General features: G+C 39.8%; 16 protein-coding genes. 11 read left to right on the forward strand and 5 right to left on the reverse strand.

Features of this window, described 5'->3' with window-relative positions:
* Window positions 1-157: 157 nt before the first annotated feature.
* Window positions 158-2,986: an RNA polymerase-associated protein RapA gene (gene rapA / locus CDG55_RS05650; RefSeq protein ID WP_087536220.1), complete on the forward strand. Its 2,829-nt coding sequence runs from the start codon at window positions 158-160 to the stop codon at window positions 2,984-2,986.
* Window positions 2,987-3,047: 61 nt separating this feature from the next.
* Here the strand turns inward: rapA and dps are convergent, their stop codons facing one another.
* A complete protein-coding gene (gene dps / locus CDG55_RS05655; protein ID WP_004912565.1) occupies window positions 3,048-3,539 on the reverse strand; it encodes a DNA starvation/stationary phase protection protein Dps in 492 nt (163 codons plus the stop codon).
* 261 nt (window positions 3,540-3,800) lie between these two features.
* Here dps and CDG55_RS05660 point away from each other — a divergent pair, with 261 nt between their 5' ends.
* Window positions 3,801-4,934 carry a TIGR00341 family protein gene (locus CDG55_RS05660; RefSeq protein ID WP_087536221.1) on the forward strand — a complete coding sequence of 378 codons (1,134 nt, stop codon included), beginning with the start codon at window positions 3,801-3,803 and terminating at the stop codon, window positions 4,932-4,934.
* 10 nt (window positions 4,935-4,944) lie between these two features.
* On the opposite strand, the gene fabR is transcribed toward CDG55_RS05660, so the two are convergent.
* Complete coding sequence (fabR, locus tag CDG55_RS05665; protein ID WP_087536222.1) at window positions 4,945-5,646, reverse strand: HTH-type transcriptional repressor FabR; 702 nt, start codon at window positions 5,644-5,646, stop codon at window positions 4,945-4,947.
* A 138-nt stretch (window positions 5,647-5,784) separates the two neighbouring features.
* Between fabR and CDG55_RS05670 the strand changes: the two genes are divergently transcribed.
* Window positions 5,785-6,852, forward strand: a complete 1,068-nt coding sequence (locus CDG55_RS05670) for a ferredoxin reductase (protein ID WP_087536223.1) — start codon at window positions 5,785-5,787, stop codon at window positions 6,850-6,852.
* 14 nt (window positions 6,853-6,866) lie between these two features.
* Window positions 6,867-7,961 carry a fatty acid desaturase family protein gene (locus tag CDG55_RS05675; RefSeq protein WP_087536224.1) on the forward strand — a complete coding sequence of 365 codons (1,095 nt, stop codon included), beginning with the start codon at window positions 6,867-6,869 and terminating at the stop codon, window positions 7,959-7,961.
* 36 nt (window positions 7,962-7,997) lie between these two features.
* Here CDG55_RS05675 and CDG55_RS05680 read toward each other — a convergent pair whose 3' ends face one another.
* Complete coding sequence (locus CDG55_RS05680; protein WP_087536225.1) at window positions 7,998-8,699, reverse strand: SIMPL domain-containing protein; 702 nt, start codon at window positions 8,697-8,699, stop codon at window positions 7,998-8,000.
* A gap of 465 nt (window positions 8,700-9,164) precedes the next feature.
* Here CDG55_RS05680 and CDG55_RS05685 point away from each other — a divergent pair, with 465 nt between their 5' ends.
* The 7 genes from CDG55_RS05685 (at window position 9,165) to sohB (ending at window position 18,532) form a co-directional block, all read left to right on the forward strand.
* Window positions 9,165-10,535, forward strand: a complete 1,371-nt coding sequence (locus tag CDG55_RS05685) for a diaminobutyrate--2-oxoglutarate transaminase (RefSeq protein ID WP_005157920.1) — start codon at window positions 9,165-9,167, stop codon at window positions 10,533-10,535.
* Window positions 10,536-10,538: 3 nt separating this feature from the next.
* Entirely contained in the window at window positions 10,539-12,071 is a 1,533-nt protein-coding gene (locus tag CDG55_RS05690) for a pyridoxal phosphate-dependent decarboxylase family protein (protein WP_087536226.1), read from the forward strand.
* 523 nt (window positions 12,072-12,594) lie between these two features.
* Window positions 12,595-13,626 carry a substrate-binding domain-containing protein gene (locus CDG55_RS05695; RefSeq protein ID WP_005157915.1) on the forward strand — a complete coding sequence of 344 codons (1,032 nt, stop codon included), beginning with the start codon at window positions 12,595-12,597 and terminating at the stop codon, window positions 13,624-13,626.
* Between the two features lie 99 nt (window positions 13,627-13,725).
* Complete coding sequence (gene pstC / locus CDG55_RS05700) at window positions 13,726-15,105, forward strand: phosphate ABC transporter permease subunit PstC (RefSeq protein ID WP_087536227.1); 1,380 nt, start codon at window positions 13,726-13,728, stop codon at window positions 15,103-15,105.
* Complete coding sequence (gene pstA / locus CDG55_RS05705; protein ID WP_087536228.1) at window positions 15,102-16,493, forward strand: phosphate ABC transporter permease PstA; 1,392 nt, start codon at window positions 15,102-15,104, stop codon at window positions 16,491-16,493. Before pstC ends, pstA begins: the two co-directional genes overlap by 4 nt.
* A 14-nt stretch (window positions 16,494-16,507) precedes the next feature.
* Complete coding sequence (pstB, locus tag CDG55_RS05710; RefSeq protein WP_087536229.1) at window positions 16,508-17,422, forward strand: phosphate ABC transporter ATP-binding protein PstB; 915 nt, start codon at window positions 16,508-16,510, stop codon at window positions 17,420-17,422.
* 147 nt (window positions 17,423-17,569) lie between these two features.
* Entirely contained in the window at window positions 17,570-18,532 is a 963-nt protein-coding gene (gene sohB, locus CDG55_RS05715; protein ID WP_087536230.1) for a protease SohB, read from the forward strand.
* A gap of 32 nt (window positions 18,533-18,564) precedes the next feature.
* Here sohB and CDG55_RS05720 read toward each other — a convergent pair whose 3' ends face one another.
* Both CDG55_RS05720 and CDG55_RS05725 read right to left on the reverse strand, forming a co-directional pair.
* Complete coding sequence (locus CDG55_RS05720) at window positions 18,565-19,200, reverse strand: DUF2238 domain-containing protein (RefSeq protein ID WP_005157906.1); 636 nt, start codon at window positions 19,198-19,200, stop codon at window positions 18,565-18,567.
* A 41-nt stretch (window positions 19,201-19,241) separates the two neighbouring features.
* Complete coding sequence (locus CDG55_RS05725; protein WP_087536231.1) at window positions 19,242-19,589, reverse strand: hypothetical protein; 348 nt, start codon at window positions 19,587-19,589, stop codon at window positions 19,242-19,244.
* Window positions 19,590-19,693: the final 104 nt, after the last annotated feature.

The raw sequence follows: 19,693 nt of genomic DNA on the forward strand, positions 1-19,693 counted from the left end.
AGTGCGCTATTTCAGTCAGCTTTATGTCAAAATATTAAGGTTATTTGGTGATTCATTTTCACCATAATACCAAATTTAAAACTACATAAAGTAGCTTAAACTTTCATCAGTTTAAGGCATGCAATATGTGGGCTAACATGAAAAAAGGTGGAATAAATTGCAGCCGTTTGCTATTGGTCAACGTTGGTTATCAGATACAGAAACTGAACTCGGTCTAGGTGTTCTTATTGATGTAGATGAACGTTCTATCAGTATTTTATTCCCGAAAAGTGATGAAACTCGTGTCTATGCACGAAACAATGCGCCTTTGTCTCGTATCATCTTCAATGTCAAAGATGAAGTGCAAGATCAAGAAGGTGTTAAGTGGATTGTTGAATCGGTTGAAGATCGTCATGGCGTGCTGCGTTATGATGTCGTTCGTAGCCTAGAAAATGGCGAACAAGAACGTAAGTCATTGAACGAAACCCGTATCGGTGCACAAATTCAGCTATCAAAACCTTTAGAGCGTTTGTTAGCGAGCCAAATTGATTATAAAGAATGGTATGACCTTCGTATTGAAGCGATGTTATTGCAAGCGAAAATGCATACCAGTCCTTTACGTGGTTTTTTAGGTGCGCGTGTGGGTTTGATTCCACATCAACTGTATATCGCACATGAAGTGGGTAAACGTTTTGCACCACGCGTATTGTTAGCCGATGAAGTTGGTTTGGGTAAAACCATTGAAGCGGGTTTGATTATCCATCAACAACTGAAAACAGGACGTTCAGAGCGTATCCTGATTTTAGTGCCTGATTCGCTGCAATATCAGTGGATGATTGAAATGCGTCGTCGTTTCAATTTACAATTTTCTCTATTCGATTTAACCCGTACTGCTTCGATCAAAGAACATGATCCTGATCTCAACCCATTCCTGACTGAGCAATGCATTATTGCGAGTGTGGATTTGATGGTTGACCATGATGATTTGCGTGAGCAAGCAGTTGAAGCAGGTTTTGATTTACTGGTTGTCGATGAAGCACACCATTTAATGTGGAGTGAAGAAGACGGCGGTAATGATCGTTATGATCTTGTCGAAGAGTTGGCTGAACAAACAGCGGGTGTCTTACTTCTCACTGCAACGCCTGAACAGTTGGGTGTCGAAAGTCATTTTGCGCGTTTACGCTTACTTGATCCGCAACGTTTTAGTCGCTTAGATCGTTTCCTTGACGAAGAAGAACAATATCAGCAAACAGCTAAAGTTGCCGAAGTCTTAATGTCAGATGAAGCATTGACTGAAGAACATCTTGCTGCTCTGGATGGCTTATTGGGTCATCGTATTGATGATCAGCCTGAACAGCGTATGCGTGCGATTCACGAGTTGTTAGACCGTCACGGTACAGGTCGTATTTTATTCCGTAACACACGTGAAGCGATTCAAGGTTTCCCGGGTCGTGATTGCCAGCCAGCGCCTTTACCAGCACCAGAAGATTGGTCATTTGACGGCAAAATGCGTGAGCAAATGTGGCCAGAAGAAGGTCAACTCGATGGTGCTTGGATGGAAAATGATCCTCGTGTGCCATGGTTGATGGAAGTTCTACGCAAAGATTTAAAACATAAAAAAGTATTGTTGATTGCACGTAGTGGACCAGTAGTTGAAGCACTTGAAAATGTATTGCGTTTACATGCAGGTATTCGTACTGCCATGTTCCATGAGGGCATGAGTTTATTGGAACGTGACCAAGCTGCGGCATACTTTGCCGAAGACAGTTACGGTGCTCAGATTCTTCTATGTTCGGAAATTGGTTCAGAAGGACGTAACTTCCAGTTTGCCAGTGACTTGATCCTATTTGATTTACCTGCAAACCCTGACGTACTTGAACAACGTATTGGTCGTTTAGATCGTATTGGTCAGGAAAATCGCATTCAAATTCACGTGCCATATTTGATCGGTACAGCGCAAGAGCGTATGTTCCGTTGGTATAATGAAGCATTGAATATTTTCAGCAGTATTTCTCCGACGGCGCAAACGCTGCAAGAGAACTTTATTGTTGAATTGAAAGACTGTTTATTGGCTGATCAAGGTCAGACGTTTGAGGATTTACTTGAAGAAGTGAATGTACAACGTCAAGCTTTGGAAGCTGAGTTACAAGCGGGTCGTGATCGTTTGCTTGAGTACAACTCTTGTCGCCCAGTCGTTGCGCAGGGCATTGTACAAGCACTTGAAGACTATGATGACAACACGACTTTGCCGATGTTTGTTAAACGCTTTATGTCATCTACCAATATCGATTTTGATGAGCAAAGCAACGGTACAGTAATCATCAAGCCTACTGATCAAATGCAGGTTCAAGGTTTGACCTTAGACGAAGAAGGTATGACAGCGACTTTCTACCGTGATCAGGCACAGATTCGTGAAGATGCGCAGTATTTGACACTTGAGCATCCATTTATTGAAAGTGTGATGGAAATGATCCGCACGCAATCATTTGGTAGTACCAATGTTGCGTTGTTGAAATCAAATGCATTAAAACAAGGTTCAGTTCTGTTGGAAGTTTGGTTTAAGGTGGATGTGGTTGCACCAAAAGCCCTGAACTTACCATCAAGCCTTCCAAAGCAGTTGATCCGTGTTTTATTGAGCGAAAATGGTCAAGATTTATCTGCCAAGATTGATCCAAGTATTTTACGTCCATACTTGCACCATTTAGATGGTAATAGCTGCCGTCAGGTGGTGAAAGCGCGCCGTGATGTTATTGAGACACGTTATGCTCAAGCTTTGGATATTGCTAAAACCTCGTTACCTGAATTGATGCAGCAAGCGAAAGAGCACTACAGTAGTAAATGGCAATATGAAATTGACCGTTTAACTTATCTGAAGCAATTCAATCCAAGTATTCGCCAAGATGAAATTGAGCGTTTACAGAAATTCCAAAAAGAAGGGTTAGGACTACTTGATGGACTTTCTGTTACCCCAGAAGCGATTCAGGTACTGGTTGTGGTTAAACCATAATTAGCGCTGAAAAAAAAGAGGACTGAATTGTCCTCTTTTTTTCGTCTTGAATAAACTAAACTTAGTTTTGGTCAATATTGGCTTCTAAGAACCATAAATACTGATCTAAGTCTTCTAAAGCTGCATGAATAATATCTTCAGAAATTGGGTCTTTAATATCTTCGATCGTATCACGTAGGTGATTTGCGACTACACCATAACGATCTGCCAATTCTTTCAAGTGGTCTTGTACAGCATGAATCGCGACAGGATACGGTTTAAGATGTGAACTTTCAGCGACTGTTTGGGTTGTACCCAATGCTGTTCCACCAATTTGCACAGCACGCTCAGCGACATTGTCTAGATGGGTAATGATTGAGGTGCGGAACATATCTAACATTTCATGGACTGCAATAAAATTACTACCACGCATATTCCAATGTGCTTGTTTAGTAAGTAGTGATAAATCAATCAGATTCGCAAGAATTTGATTTAGAATTTTGACCGTTGCTTCTTTAATCGAATCATCTAAATTATTACGTGTATATACTTTTAGAGCTGCTGAAGAATTCATAGTTACCTCATTCAATTATTGTATGTGAAATTTGATGAATTAAACGAATGATCTATTTCAAGTTTCAGCTTAACCCGCGCTATGCAGAAGGAGTGTTTTAATTCTTAACCCTTTTGTAAATTATGGTGAGTTTAAATATTTTTTCTATTGTAATTACATGGTGTTAGAGTAAGGTTGAACTAAGCATGATTTAAATAATCAACCAAAAAGTAAATTAGGACTTTGCATGAAACTTCTGTTTATGAAATGAGTATAAAAACAATGGAAAATGAAAAAGATAAACCCACAATCGTCATTAATGATCATCCTGAACAGGCTCATATAGAACGTTTAAAGGAAAAGCTTAGATATAAACAAGCCTTAAGAGAAAATTCTAGGAAAATTGATCATAAGCATGTACGACTAAATATTCAGGCAGATGCTTTGCCAACCAAAACGTATTTTATTATGAATGCTTTAGCTGCAGTGATTGCTGGTTATGGATTGTTGGCAGACTCAGCCGCAGTTGTAATAGGAGCAATGCTAGTTGCAATGATGCTGGGGCCCATTTCAGGCATTGCACTAGCATTTATTGATAATCGGTGGATTCTATTACAAACCGCTCTGAAAACCCTAGCACTGGGCGTGGTGATGATTTTTGGTATTGGTGTCGTATTGGGTTTGATTAACTTCAATATGCCTTTAACTAGTGAAATTTTATCTCGAACTCAGCCGACAGTAATTGATTTGATGATTGCCTTAGCAGGCGGTGCAGCAGGAGCGTTTGCTTCAATTTCACCAAGATTATCTGTAGCAGTGGTTGGTGTTGCTGTAGCGACTGCATTGGTTCCACCATTAGTGGCAAGTGGCATATTGTTAGCCCATGCGGAATTACGTCATTCAGCAAATGCATTTTTATTGGCTTTAACCAATATGGTTGCTATTCAGATTAGTTCTTCACTCGTGTTGTGGATTGCAGGTTTCAGACGTGGTTCAAATGAACAAGTACAAAGTAATGTTTTGGAATTTATCAAAAGAAATGCAATCAGCTTAATTTTCCTTTTGATACTCGCAATTTATTTATCTGCTAATTTCATACATATGTTGCAAAAACAAATGTATGAAACTAAATCTAAAACTGCGATTGAGCAATTACTAAATCAAAAAAATAATATTATTGACACTATTCAGTTCGAGCAGCAAAAGCAATACACCTTAATCCGAGTTGTCGTGCGAGGGGATACGGTACCTACGCTCAGTCAAATCAAGCAACTGAATCAGATGATGCCAGCAGATGATCGAAGTAATCCGACAGTCGTGCAGGTTCGATTTATTCCTGTAGAAATTATTGAAGAGCAAATTCGCTTTAATACTGAGATTTCACCCGATGAGGCGAAGCGGCTTGTCGTGCAGTGATGAACAAGTATTATCGAATACTTGATTCATCTAAATGACGTGCACCTTCCAAGATCATACGAATCATAATCATGGTTTGTTCAGCAACTTCGGTGCGCTGTTCAGCAGGTATCTCAATAACTTTTGCACCCATATTAAACACCAGTTGGGTGATGGCTTTAGCGGCAATATCCGCATGGGGCATGTGACTGTTATTGTTGATCTGTTCCAGACGAATCAGGTCTTCTTGGAGTTCTTGTTGAAAGAAATTAAGCTGACGATCAACCGCAGCTTTGTACGAGGTCGAACCTGTGTAGCCTTCACGAAGCAATAAACTTAAATTTCCTTCATCCGCATCAAGTTGTTGAATAAAAACTTCAACTGAACTTCGAATAATGCTTTGCTGCATAGATGCCTGCAAACGCGCTTCGCGAATGATTTTACGTAATACCAAACCTGCACGATCGATCAGAGCGATAGCCAGTTCATCAATATCTTTAAAATGTCGATAAAAACTATTTGGTGCAATGCCTGCTTCACGCGCTACTTCACGTAAGCTCAAAGATGCAATACTTTTTTGTGGGCCAATTAAATTCAGTGTCGCCTGAAAAAGTTCTTCTTTGGTAATGGTTGCTTTTCTACCAACCGAACGTACAGGAGATTTCATAGCAATGACATCTTGTTCATTTAGTGAGTCATGACCGAGCGGTAAAAAAGTAGAAGACTGAACCATTATTTTCAAAATATAAGTAAGCTACTCGGGATTATAGCGATTGTCTGACTACTTGGGAAATGTAAATTATTATACGAATATATATACAAATATATATACACATGTATAATAATTAAAAAATGATCAGAGTTCCCGCTCATGCAAGCAGTCGAAAAGAGAATTTCTCTATTCAATTCAATAGCCCAAAGCGTAATTACGAACCATGATGCCAATTTTTGGCTACAAAAAATCAATCCACTGTGGTCTTTGAATCAATCACTCGCTAAAGTTGTAAAAAAACAAACGGTAGCTAAAGATACGGTAAGTCTTATTTTGCAATGCAATCGTCATGTACAACGCGGCGCAGCAGGACAACATCATCCTGTCACCGTTGAAATAGCAGGGCGTCATTACGAACGCACGTATAGCTTGATGCAATTAGATGCAGATCATCTCTGTTTAACCGTCAAAAAAGTTGATCAAGGTTTGGTGAGTTCATGGTTGGTTGAGCAAGCTAAAGTAGGGGATATTGTCTATTTAGGGCAACCTTATGGCGATATGCAGCAGCATATTCAAACTCCTAACCTGTTATTACTTGCAGCAGGTAGCGGCATTACGCCGATGCTGAGCCTGATCGAAAGTTTGAGTCAAACCAAACAGTTTTCGACGACATCTGTACAGTTGATGTATTGGGTGAAAACTCAGGCCGATGCAGCCTATGCTGAATATTTCAAAGAAACAGCGGAAAACTTTCCTCATTTCAGTTATCAAATTTTTTATACCCAAGAACAAGATCAACGTTTGAACCAGAGTTATGTTGATCAAATTTCAGCTTTAAATGAAACCTCTGTATATGCCTGTGGTCCATCGGGTTTTGTGAGTACAGCAGAAAAATTATTTTCTTGTGCTGCTTTGCTTCAAACCGAGGCTTTTAGTTTAAGCCAATTTGATGTGGATGCTTCGGAAACTGGTTTTATAAATGTGAGATTGACTCAATCCAACAAAACGGTTGCGATACCTAAAGGGCAATCCATTCTTTTTAGTTTGGAACATCAAGGGATTAAACCTAATCATGGTTGTCGTATGGGCATTTGCAATAAATGCGCCTGCACTAAAGGGCAAGGCTCAACGAAGAATTTGTTGAATGGTTCAGCGAATCATGAACCAGCTCAACTATTAAAAATTTGTGTAAATTCCGCTCAGTCTGATCTAGTGATTGATCTGTAAATGAGAAATTAATTATGAATATGCCTGTTAAAATTGAATATTTTAAAAATCCTAAAAATCGTGATTTAACTGCTTCAGAATTAGAAGCTTTTGCTCGAGAATTAGATCAGATCAAGCAAGAAGTATTAGATGACTTAGGCGAAAAAGATGCGAAGTATATTCGCCGTGTTTATTCCTCAATCCGTTATAGCAGCTTACTCGGACGAGCTTTGTTGTTTGCAGGATGGTTTCCACCAGCATGGTTATTAGGAACGGGGCTATTGGGTTTTGCCAAAATTATGGAAAACATGGAGTTAGGTCATAATGTGATGCATGGACAATATGACTGGATGAGTGATCCAAAATTTAATGGTCAGACTTACGAATGGGATACCGTTGGAACCTCGGATAACTGGCGTCAAACCCATAACTACAAACACCACACTTATACCAATGTGAAAGGTATGGATGATGATGTGGGTTATGGTGTATTTCGTCTATTTCCAGAACAACGTTGGACAAAGTTTACTTTAATTCAACCGATTTATATTGTGCCATTCAGCTTATTATTCCAGTGGGGAGTTGCGATTCAAAATCTTGAACTCGGCAAAGTGATTTATAAGCGTAAATCAATGACACAATTTAAACGAGAATGGCAACCAGCACAGAAAAAAATAGCGAAGCAACTGTTTAAGGATTATGTATTTTTCCCATTGATTGCAGGACCTTCAGCGATCCCAGTTTTTACTGGAAATTTAGTTGCTAATGGGATTCGTAATATCTGGACATTCAGTATTATTTTCTGTGGTCACTTTACTAAAGATGCAGAAGTGTTTCCTAAAACAGTGCTGCAAGATGAAAGCCGTGGGCATTGGTATATGCGCCAGATTCGTGGTTCATCCAATTTGACTGGCTCGGAAGCATTTCATATTTTGACAGGACATTTGAGCCATCAAATTGAACATCATTTGTTCCCAGATATTCCTGCACGCCGTTATCGCCAAATTGCACCGAAAGTTGAAGCGGTTTGTAAAAAATATGGTTTGAATTACAACAATGCCAGCTTTGTAAAGCAATTTGGTGAAGTTGTCGGACGTATTTTTAAATATGCCTTGCCGTTAAAAAAATAAATGTTAGGAGAGCGTATGCGATACGCTCCTACGATTTTATTTAAACTGAATCGACCCATTGGCGCTAACCGTGATTTTGGATTCACCCGCCGCCATGTCTTGTGCTGGAGCTGCCTCAGCCATCGCAAATTTTGCCATAGCACCACGCATCATTGGTTGAGGGAAATAATTACTTGTATTCAAATTTAAAATGACCAGATTATATTGGGTTTTATTCCAAGCTTGGGTAATCGCTTGTGCGCGTTGCTGAAAGTTTTTAGAAGCTTCAATCATCAGTTCATTTTCAACTTTTTTACGTTGTTCGTCAGATACGCTAAAACTAATCGATTGAGTCTGAAAGCTCTGTTGAAGTTCACTAATCAACTGGCTTGCTGCTTTAAAGTCTTTACTTTCAATTTGGATTTCTGCGCGTGCGCGCCATTCCTTTAACTTACTGCTGTCATTGTCGTAAATAGGGTAAGTGCTTTGAGCACCTGTTTCGACTTTTACTTGTGCGTATTTACGAGAAATTGCTTGCGCTTGATTCATTAATTGATTGATTTGATTCGAAAGCTCTGCGGGTTGCTTATTGCTTCTTTCAATATAAAGCACAGCACGCATTTCATCATTGGCAACTTGGCGTGCTGCATCGGCTTGGATATTCACAATATTATAGTTCAAGTTTTCAGTCTCATGAGCAAAAAGGCTTGGGCTAAGTGCAGCTCCGATCATTAATGTTGCAAGTGCTAAAGTACGCATAAAAAATTCCTTAAAATTTGGTATTAAACATTTATTTTTACAAGTCTGATATTAGAAACAACTGATGGGGAACTTTTGGATATTTTGTGGTGTCTTTGTAATATATTAACAGTGTTTTGCAACAGAAAAATTAATTAAAAAATATTTAAAATTAAATAATTAGCTTTATATATTTGACCATTTATCTAAAAAAATTAAGGCTGTTAAAAAAAGCTTACTTTCTTTCGCTTGTCACATAGTATGATGATAATTCATCATAGTTAATTGAAAGAAACATTTTTTCAATAATATTAGATGAATGTCAGGCATAAAAAGAGTTTATTTTATTTCAAAATTAGGTATCATCTCGCTCCTAGTTGAAAGATATAAAATTTGTGTCTGACTAGATTCTAAAAAGCACCGAGTCAAACGACCGCAAGTCACCAGACTTATTTCTTTTACCCATATCAGAGATGGTAATTCGATATGAGCGTTACTTCCGTAAATCCTGCCGCTAATGCAACTAACGAATATTATCTGACTCGCCAAAGTCAGATGGAATCGAATGTTCGTAGTTATCCACGTAAATTACCGTTAGCGATAGCAAAAGCACAAGGCTGTTGGGTTACTGATGTTGAAGGTACAGAGTACCTTGATTGTTTAGCTGGGGCAGGGACATTGGCTTTGGGCCATAATCATCCTGCGGTGATTCAAAGTATTCAAGACACATTGGCAAGCGGTTTGCCATTGCATACTTTAGACTTAACGACTCCTTTAAAAGATGCGTTTACTGAAGCGCTTTTGGCTCATTTGCCAGGCGGTCAAGAAGAATATTGCCTACAATTCTGTGGACCATCTGGTGCAGATGCTACAGAAGCGGCGATTAAACTTGCTAAAACATATACTGGTCGTAGTTCTGTGATCAGTTTTTCAGGTGGATACCACGGTATGACTCATGGTTCACTGTCTATGACAGGTAACTTGAGTGCTAAAAATGCCGTGAATGGTCTTATGCCTGGCGTTCAGTTTATGCCATATCCACATGAATATCGTTGCCCACTTGGTTTAGGTGGTGAAGCGGGTGTTGATGCTTTGACTTACTTCTTTGAAAATTTCATCGAAGATGTTGAAAGTGGTGTAACGAAACCTGCTGCTGTGATTCTTGAAGCAATTCAAGGAGAAGGCGGTGTCGTAACTGCACCTGTTAAGTGGTTACAAAAAATTCGTGAAGTGACTGAAAAGCACAACATCGTTTTAATTTTGGACGAAGTTCAAGCTGGTTTTGCACGTTCAGGTAAAATGTTTGCCTTTGAACATGCAGGTATCGAGCCTGATGTTGTGGTGATGTCAAAAGCTGTAGGCGGTGGTTTACCATTAGCCGTGCTTGGTATTAAGCGTAAGTTTGATGCTTGGCAGCCAGCAGGTCACACGGGTACTTTCCGTGGCAACCAGTTGGCAATGGGTACAGGTTTAATGGTTCTAAAAACTATTTCTGAACAAAACCTTGCTCAAAATGCGCAAGAGCGTGGTGACTTCTTACAAGCTGAATTCAAAAAGTTAGCTCAAGAATTCCCATGTATTGGTAATGTCCGTGGTCGTGGTTTGATGATCGGCGTTGAAATCGTTGATGAGCGTAAACCAGCTGATCATATGGGTTCACTTCCTGCTGATGCACAATTAGCTGCGGCAATTCAAACCGCTTGTTTCAACAATAAGCTTTTACTTGAGAAAGGTGGTCGTAACGGTACTGTAATTCGTTTACTTTGCCCACTTATCATCAATCAAGACGAATGTGTTGAAGTGGTTGCACGCTTCAAAAAAGCTGTTGCTGAAGCATTAAAAGCAGTACGAGGCTAATCCATGGTTGATTTTGCAGAACATCGTAAAGCGTTACTCTGCAATGATGCACAATCCATTGCTGACTATCAGTCAGCAATGGGCGAAGCGGTTAAAGCCGTTTCAGCATGGTTGCAAAATGATAAAATGTACACAGGTGGAAGTATTAAAGATTTGCGTGCAGCAATTTCTTTTAATCCATCGAAAGAAGGTTTAGGTGTACAACAATCATTACAACGTATGGTTGAGCTTTTCCTCAACAAAAGTTTAAAAGTACATCATCCACACTCACTTGCACATTTGCATTGCCCAACGATGGTGATGAGCCAAATTGCGGAAGTGTTAATCAATGCAACGAACCAATCTATGGATTCATGGGATCAAAGCCCTGCGGGTTCATTGATGGAAGTTCAGCTTATTGATTGGTTACGCCAAAAAGTGGGCTATGGCGCAGGTCAAGCAGGTGTATTCACTTCAGGTGGAACACAGTCTAACTTGATGGGTGTGTTACTGGCGCGTGACTGGTGCATCTCGAAAAACTGGCAAGACGAAAACGGCAAGCCGTGGTCGGTTCAGCGTGATGGTATTCCAGCAGAAGCAATGAAGAACGTCAAAGTCATCTGTTCTGAAAATGCACATTTCTCTGTGCAAAAGAACATGGCAATGATGGGGATGGGTTTCCAGTCTGTTGTCACTGTTCCTGTGAACGAAAATGCACAGATGGATGTGGATGCGCTAGAAAAAACTATGGCGCATCTTCAGGCTGAAGGCAAAATCGTAGCATGTGTGGTAGCGACAGCAGGTACAACCGATGCGGGTGCGATTGATCCGCTCAAGAAAATCCGTGAAATTACCACTAAGTATGGTTCATGGATGCATATTGATGCGGCTTGGGGTGGTGCACTGATTCTTTCCAATGACCATCGTGCAATGTTAGATGGTATTGAATTATCCGACTCAATCACACTTGATTTCCATAAGCATTATTTCCAAAGCATTAGCTGTGGCGCTTTCTTGTTGAAAGACGAAGCAAACTATCGCTTTATGCATTATGAAGCAGAATATTTAAACTCTGCTTATGATGAAGAACATGGTGTACCTAACCTTGTATCTAAATCATTACAAACGACACGTCGTTTCGATGCATTGAAATTATGGATGACAGTTGAAGCATTAGGTGAAGAGCTTTATGGTTCAATGATTGATCATGGTGTGAAACTTACACGTGAAGTTGCTGACTATATTAAAGCAACAGCGGGTCTTGAATTGTTGGTTGAACCACAATTCGCTTCAGTTCTGTTCCGTGTAGTACCAGAAGCTTATCCTGCTGAATTTATCGATAGCTTAAACCAAAACGTGGCAGATGAATTGTTTGCTCGTGGCGAAGCGAATATTGGTGTAACCAAAGTGGGTAATGTTCAATCATTGAAGATGACCACTTTAAGCCCAGTTGCAACGCTTGAAAACGTTCAAAACTTGCTTGCACTTGTGTTGGCAAAGGCTGATCGTATTAAAGATGCAATTGCTGCAAGAACTTATGTTCCAGCGATTGACTAATCGATTTGCTTTCTAAGAGAAAGGCACATTCATGTGCCTTTTTTATTTTTTAGTCTGTGAGATTGAGCTTAGAAAGATTTAGTTCATATGAATATACCTTTCATTTAATCTCAAGTAATTTTCGGAATAGCTTTAGATAGACGTGTAAATGGCTATTGGAAACCTGATTTTATTTCATTTAGAACCAAGTCGACGGATTAAAACTAATATTACATAGACATTTGTCATATAGTTTTCATTACTAAGGCTGTCAAATTTGTATTTCTAGTTTGATTTCTTATATGTCGTGTTTTAAGTAAAAAATTATAAATTACAATCATTAAGATAATTTTCTTTTGCTATTTTTATCAAAAAATTCATTTCTTTATGACTGAAAATTTTCAAATAAAAAATGATCATCATAAAAGCGTCATAAAGTTGTCACTTAATTGTCATATTATCTCCTCAAAATGCAGTTAACTAAAGTACAACACTTGAATTAAAAAGAGTTGTAAATCAAATTGTATAAATGAGAGAAAACAGAATGCGCTTAAATCCACGTCATATCGCAATTGCATTAGCTGTATCTGGAGTAGCCGTAGCAACAACTGCGAATGCAGCTCGTGATACGATTCAAATCGCTGGTTCTTCAACTGTATTACCATATGCAAGTATTGTTGCTGAAGACTTTGGGAATACCTTCCCGCAATTTAAAGCACCCGTTGTTGGTTCAGGTGGTACTTCAGGTGGTTTAAAGCAATTCTGTCAAGGTGTTGGCGATAATACCATCGATATTGCAAACGCTTCACGTAAAATTAAAGATTCTGAGCTTGCTGCATGTAAAAAAGCAGGCGTAAATCAAGTTCAAGAAATCAAAATTGGTTATGACGGTATTGTATTTGCGTCTAACTCAAGAAAGGGTGCTTATAACTTAGATCCAGTACATGTATTTACTGCATTAGCTGCACAGCTTCCTTCAGGTGGTAAATTGGTTCCAAACCCATATACACGATGGAACCAAATTGATGATGACTTACCAAATGAACCGATTACTTTAGTTATTCCAGCAACAAACCATGGTACGCGTGAAGTGTTCCAAGAAAAAATGGTTGAAGCGGGTTGTGAATCATTTGCTTATTTCAAAAACTTAGATAAAGAAGCTCAGAAAAAAGCGTGCTCTACATTCCGTAAAGATGGTCGCGTAATCGAAATCGCTGGTGACTATACAGAAACTCTTGCTCGTTTAAAAACTTCTCCTAATGCAGTGGGCGTATTTGGTTTAGGTTTCTATGACCAAAACCGCGATAAATTACGTGTTGCGACAGTAAATGGTGTATTACCTTCTGAGAAAACAGTTTTAAGTGGTCAATACCCAGTATCTCGTGCACTTTACTTCTATGTGAAAGGCGAGCATTTAAAATCAATTAAAGGTTTACCGCAATACGTAGAATATTTCTTAAATAAGAAAGCTTCTGGTAAAGGTTCTAAATTAGAAAAAGCTGGCTTGATCAGTATGAGCGATAAAGAACGTGCAAAAGTTCTAGCTGATTTCAAAGCGGGTAAAACAGTTAAGTAATATTGTTAAAAGGGAGGCTGGTGCGACTTAGGTTCATCAGCCTTTTTGTCTAACTAAGTTTTTTCAAATGATGAAAATTGAGAAAACAGTGGAGATTACATGAATCTGCTACTTATCGGTGTGTTATTAGCCCTTGTGGCAATTGCATATCAAATCGGGCTGAGCAAAAGCCGTAACCTAGCAGGTAAGGGAAACAACTCAGCAACTTTGCATTCACGTCCAGGTTATTATGGTGCGTTGGTCGCTTTGTGGTGTGGTGTTCCTGCTTTTTTAATTTTGATCATTTGGAACTTGGTCGAACCAAGTGTCCTTCAACATATTATTTTTAACAATATTCCAGCATCGGTCAGTGCAACTTTAGATGAAGCAAGCCGTGAGGTTTTAATCGATCGTGTTCAAGCGATTGCGTCTGGTTTTGGGGTTACAGATCATCCAGCAGCTTATGAGCTAGCAGCTGCACAACAACTTGCTAAATTTGAAACCATAGGTTCTTTTGCAAAATTGGCAATCGTAATTAGTGCTGGTTTAGCAGGTTTAGTTTGGGCAAAACGTCATGTGAGTCAGCAATTTCGTGCTCGTAATCAGGTTGAAAAAGCCATTAATGTTGGTTTGATCCTATGTTCTGGTGTAGCGATTCTCACAACGATTGGTATTGTACTGTCAATGTTGAGTGAAGCATTACATTTTTTCCGTTTTGTTAGTCCAGCAGATTTTTTCTTTGGCACAGAATGGAATCCAGGTTTTAGCACGTCAGGTAATGCAGAGGGAAGTTACGGTATCTTGCCATTAATTTGGGGTACTTTAATGGTCAGTGGTATTGCGTTATTAGTTGCAGTACCAGTGGGATTGATGATTGCGATTTATCTAGCTGAATATGCATCTCCAAACTTACGCTCTTGGGCAAAACCAACAATTGAAGTATTAGCGGGTATTCCAACCATCGTTTATGGTGTATTTGCTTTAATGGTCATTGGTCCATTCTTCAAAATGATTGGTGAAAGTGTTGGTATTGATATTAATGCAACAAGTGCACTGACTGCGGGTTTTGTCATGGGGATTATGATCATCCCATTTGTTTCATCGCTTTCAGATGACATTATTACTCAAGTTCCTCGCGCGTTACGTGATGGTTCATTGGGTTTAGGTGCAACCAAATCAGAAACGATTCGCCAAGTTGTATTACCAGCAGCATTACCGGGTATTACAGGGGCATTTCTACTTGCAGTGTCTCGTGCCGTAGGTGAAACCATGATTGTGGTACTTGCAGCAGGGAACAGTCCATTATTGCATGCAAATCCATTTGAAGCGGTTTCAACAGTGACTGTAACCATTGTTAAACAGTTAACTGGTGATACAGATTTTGCGAGTCCACAAGCATTAGTGGCATTTGCACTTGGTTTAACTTTGTTTGTGATTACTTTGGGTTTAAACATTATTGCACTATATATCGTGCGCAAATATCGTGAGCAATACGAATGAGTTCAAATACATCTCCTCTGGATCAGAACGTATTTGATCCACAAGTAGCTGCTGAACAACGTGAGCAGCGTAAAGCAATCATTCAAAGCTCTCTAGCAAAGCGTCATCGTAAAGAAAAGGCATTTCGCTTTGCAGGTTTCTCTGCGGTGATGATTGGTCTTGCATTTGTTGCTTTACTGTTCGTTAGCATTTTAGCAAAAGGTTTGCCTTCATTTTGGCAAAGTAGTATGACCGTTCCTGTGTATTTTGATCCTGCAATTATTAATGTAGGAGCAAAGCCAAAGCAGACTGCTGGTGAGACACCTGCTCATTTTGAAGAGCGCTTTGTGGCTTGGCAAACTGAAATGGGCATGGTGGATTGGGATGCACTTATTGTTAATGGTATTGTGGCTAAAGATCCAGCACTTGAGTCACAACGTGATTATTTGAATAGTTTGTACACGAGTTCAGAAGTCTATCGTTTACGTGACATGGTGCTTGAGAATCCAGCATTAATTGGTACTAAAGAAGAGATTAAATTCTTAGCGGACGCCAATGTGGATGTGTGGCTAGCAGGTAATATTGATCGTTCTTTACCAGATGACCAACAGCAGCTTGATCCAGAAGTTCGTCAACTTGCAGATAAACTAAAAGCAAATGGTATTATTGAAAATACCTTTAATACGAATTTATTTATTAGTCCAGATTCTCGTAGCTCACCAGCAACAAGTGGTTTAGCGGGCGCGTTTATGGGTTCGTTATTCATGATGTTGATTGTAATCTTGATTTCAATTCCAATCGGGGTTGCAAGTGCGATTTATCTTGAAGAATTTGCACCTAAAAACATCATGACTGACATCATTGAAGTCAATATCAACAATTTGGCTGCTGTACCTTCGATTGTATTTGGTCTACTCGGCGCGGCGATTTTTATTGGTTGGATGCATTTACCATTGTCTGCACCGTTGGTTGGTGGTCTGGTACTCAGTCTCATGACTTTGCCGACCGTGATTATTACCACACGTGCTTCATTAAAAGCTGTGCCACCTTCAATTCGTCAGGCAGCGCTTGGCTTAGGTGCATCAAAAGTCCAAACAGTGTTCCATCACGTATTACCATTGGCATTACCGGGTATCATGACAGGATCAATTATTGGGGTTGCACATGCTTTGGGTGAAACCGCACCATTATTGTTGATTGGTATGAGTGCTTTCGTTGCGAGTGTTCCAGCTACACCACTGGATCAGGCAACAGCCTTACCTGTACAAGTTTATTTATGGCAGGGAAATGAGTTACGTAACTTTTTTGAAGGGCGTACTGCGGCAGCGATTATTGTGTTACTTGCATTAATGATTGGTTTAAATAGCCTTGCAATTTGGCTTCGTAAGAAATTTGAAGTGCGTTGGTAGTTGAGGAGAGTACAATGAATACGATTGATATTATGAACGCCGTAGAAAAGGATAAGTCAGTGAATCCACAGCAAACAGAATTTACTTCATCTGAAGCGCCAGTTCAGCAATCGAATACTGCGTTTGTTTCTCAGTTTGAAACAGCTTCTTCAGGTAAAAAGCCAAAAACCAGTGAAGTGAAAATCAGTACCAAAGATGTTCATGTTTATTATGGTGAAACTGAAGCAATCAAAGGCATTGATCTGGATATTTACCAGAATGAAGTGATTGCGTTTATTGGTCCATCGGGTTGTGGTAAATCAACATTCCTGCGTACCTTAAACCGTATGAACGACACCATTGATAGCTGTCGTGTGACAGGTAAGGTGACACTGGATAATCAGGATATCTATGATCCTAATCTTGACGTGGTATTGTTACGCGCGCAAGTGGGCATGGTGTTCCAGAAGCCAAACCCATTTCCAAAATCAATTTTTGACAATGTTGCCTATGGCCCGAAATTGCATGGCTTGGCACGTGACAAATATGATCTGGAAGAAATTGTGGAAAATAGCTTGCGTAAAGCAGGCCTGTGGGATGAGGTGAAAGATCGATTAAGCCAGCCAGGAACAGGTTTGTCTGGCGGTCAGCAACAGCGTTTATGTATTGCGCGTACCATTGCGGTCAGCCCAGAAGTGATCCTGATGGATGAGCCTTGTTCAGCACTGGATCCGATTGCGACGGCGAAAATTGAAGAACTGATTTCTGAACTGTCTGAACAATACACCATTGCAATCGTGACCCACTCAATGCAACAGGCTGCGCGTGTGTCTGATCGTACTGCATACTTCCACTTAGGTGATTTGATCGAAGTCAATTCAACTGAAAAAGTATTTACACAACCAGATCATCAATTGACTGAAGCTTATATTACGGGTCGTTTTGGTTGATTCTTGCTGAATAAATTAAAGAGCCTTCGGGCTCTTTTTTTTATCAGATAGATGAAAATGAATCTATTTTGCAAAATCACTATTGAATTTTTATTCAACAGGCCACATCTTAGTCGAATAAAGCCGAACTTATAGAGCACTTACTTTATGTTATTCCATTTACCTAAATTTCCTGCTGAAATTCGTATTAGTCATTTAAATGCGCGTGTGAATGAACAAAGAAAAAGAATTGCACAAACAACAGCATCTCGTTTGGAATTACTACAACTCGTTCAACAACTTGCTAAAGAAGCAAAAATTCGAAAAAAGAATGATCAAAAAATTTATGTGCTTGACTTTAAAGGTGATGTGCAAGCATCTGCGGTAGATACTATTCGTGAAGAAATTACTTTAATTTTAGCAACTGCAAAAGCAGGGCATGACCGTGTGATTGTACGTCTGGAAAGCCCAGGTGGAATGGTGCATGGCTATGGTTTGGCTGCGGCTCAGTTGGTTCGTTTACGTGATGCGGGTTTTCATGTGACGATTTGTGTTGATAAGGTTGCTGCCAGTGGCGGCTACATGATGGCATGTATTGCCAATGAAATTGTTTCAGCACCGTTTGCCGTGGTGGGTTCAATTGGTGTGGTTGCACAGGTGCCGAACTTTAACCGTTTATTGAAACAGCATAATGTGGACTTTGAGCTGTATACCGCTGGTCAATATAAACGCACCGTAACCATGTTTGGTGAAAATACTGCTGAGGGTAAGGCCAAGTTTGAAGAGGAATTGCAGCAGACACATGTGCTGTTTAAGCACTTTATTGAAAAATACCGCCCACAACTCAACGTTGAAAAGGTTGCCACTGGTGAGCACTGGTACGGTGAAGACGCACGTGAGCTGAACTTGGTTGATAAATTGCAAACCTCGGATGAATATTTGTTAAGCCTATTACCAAAACATGATGTGTATGTGATTAATACTCGTAAGCGCCCAACTTTTGGTGAAAAGCTAGGTTTGCAGGCGGCACAAATGGCTGAGACTCTGATTCCAACGGTGATGGGTAAAATCGCTGATAGCCTCGCCAAGGCAAACAACACGTTGGTTCAGATGCGTGACCCTAAGTTTTAATCAATTTGTCCTGATCAAAGAAAAGCACCTGTTTAAGGTGCTTTTCTTTTGCTTTTGCCTAAATAGAGCAGCCCTGTAAAGATTGATCCGATTGTGGCCAGAAACATATCCTTGTGTGCATCCCACATATCTCCCTGCTGTCCATTATAGTTTTCTGCATCTTCAGGCGATAAACCAATGGATAGTCCCCATTCGAGCAACTCATAGAGCATACTGGAAGCCATCACAAACTGGATCACCAGCAGGAACAAGGTCAATGGTTTTGCGGTAGGAAACCAGACCTGAAAACAACGGAGAAAAAATGGGTAAAGCAATAATCCATAAGCAAAATGCACCAGTCGATCATACATGTTGCGAGACCAGCCCATCACCTGATTCAGGTCAAAATGAAATAGGGACTTTAACCATTCATTGTAAGGCACATAGGAGTACAAATAATGTGCCGCAACAATATGGATGAAAAGAAAAAGCAGGTACAAGCAAAAACTGGAAAAATTGATGCCTATTTTTTTCATGCTGATGATCAGCACAACCAGCATAAACACGGTGCCCACCTGATGCAGGAGATAGGACTCAAGCTCAAGCGGCTGTATGCTGGCAATTGCCACGGCAAGGGCGATGACCCCAAGCGCAATATAATGTTTTAAACCAAGTTGTTTTTCAATCATGCTGCATCCGAGAAGAAAAAGTCATCAGGCAGGTTGATTTATCATTGTTCGGTTGAAACTGGTATTAAAGGTGACGCTGCAACCCCACCAAGCGCCTGACAAGCCTGTAGATAGAGCTGGTACTTTTGTTGTACAACTTCATCGAGTGGAATGTCAAACAGGTCCTCACCATTTTTATACTGTTCAATATAGGTGCTGGCTTTGTCCTTGTTTGCGGCAAGGGTCTGTTGATAAAAATTGGTAATGGAAGAAGTGGCAAGCTGGCTGGTCTCCACGTTGCTACACTGGAAACGCTGTAAAATTTTTTCAGCACGTTTGACTTCACTTGATTGTCCAAATACACATCCTGTTAATTGGGTAATCACAATCAGCACGCATAAGATCTTCATGATATTTAGAATAAAAATTTTTAAAGATTGTTATTGTATATAGAATTTATTCTGTAAATAAATTAATCATGTCTAATATAAGCAATTAAATGACTTAAATAGTG

This window comes from Acinetobacter sp. WCHA45 (genome assembly GCF_002165255.2).
GTDB lineage: Bacteria > Pseudomonadota > Gammaproteobacteria > Pseudomonadales > Moraxellaceae > Acinetobacter.

Excerpts from the sequence above, each read along its gene's own strand:
- pstB (WP_087536229.1), top strand. The coding sequence starts at position 16,508 with ATGAATACGATTGATATTATGAACGCCGTAGAAAAGGATAAGTCAGTG.
- fabR (WP_087536222.1), bottom strand. The coding sequence starts at position 5,646 with ATGGTTCAGTCTTCTACTTTTTTACCGCTCGGTCATGACTCACTAAAT.
- CDG55_RS05690 (WP_087536226.1), top strand. The coding sequence starts at position 10,539 with ATGGTTGATTTTGCAGAACATCGTAAAGCGTTACTCTGCAATGATGCA.
- CDG55_RS05670 (WP_087536223.1), top strand. The coding sequence starts at position 5,785 with ATGCAAGCAGTCGAAAAGAGAATTTCTCTATTCAATTCAATAGCCCAA.
- pstC (WP_087536227.1), top strand. The coding sequence starts at position 13,726 with ATGAATCTGCTACTTATCGGTGTGTTATTAGCCCTTGTGGCAATTGCA.
- CDG55_RS05695 (WP_005157915.1), top strand. The coding sequence starts at position 12,595 with ATGCGCTTAAATCCACGTCATATCGCAATTGCATTAGCTGTATCTGGA.
- CDG55_RS05720 (WP_005157906.1), bottom strand. The coding sequence starts at position 19,200 with ATGATTGAAAAACAACTTGGTTTAAAACATTATATTGCGCTTGGGGTC.
- CDG55_RS05680 (WP_087536225.1), bottom strand. The coding sequence starts at position 8,699 with ATGCGTACTTTAGCACTTGCAACATTAATGATCGGAGCTGCACTTAGC.
- sohB (WP_087536230.1), top strand. The coding sequence starts at position 17,570 with ATGTTATTCCATTTACCTAAATTTCCTGCTGAAATTCGTATTAGTCAT.
- CDG55_RS05725 (WP_087536231.1), bottom strand. The coding sequence starts at position 19,589 with ATGAAGATCTTATGCGTGCTGATTGTGATTACCCAATTAACAGGATGT.
- CDG55_RS05675 (WP_087536224.1), top strand. The coding sequence starts at position 6,867 with ATGAATATGCCTGTTAAAATTGAATATTTTAAAAATCCTAAAAATCGT.
- CDG55_RS05660 (WP_087536221.1), top strand. The coding sequence starts at position 3,801 with ATGGAAAATGAAAAAGATAAACCCACAATCGTCATTAATGATCATCCT.
- dps (WP_004912565.1), bottom strand. The coding sequence starts at position 3,539 with ATGAATTCTTCAGCAGCTCTAAAAGTATATACACGTAATAATTTAGAT.
- CDG55_RS05685 (WP_005157920.1), top strand. The coding sequence starts at position 9,165 with ATGAGCGTTACTTCCGTAAATCCTGCCGCTAATGCAACTAACGAATAT.
- pstA (WP_087536228.1), top strand. The coding sequence starts at position 15,102 with ATGAGTTCAAATACATCTCCTCTGGATCAGAACGTATTTGATCCACAA.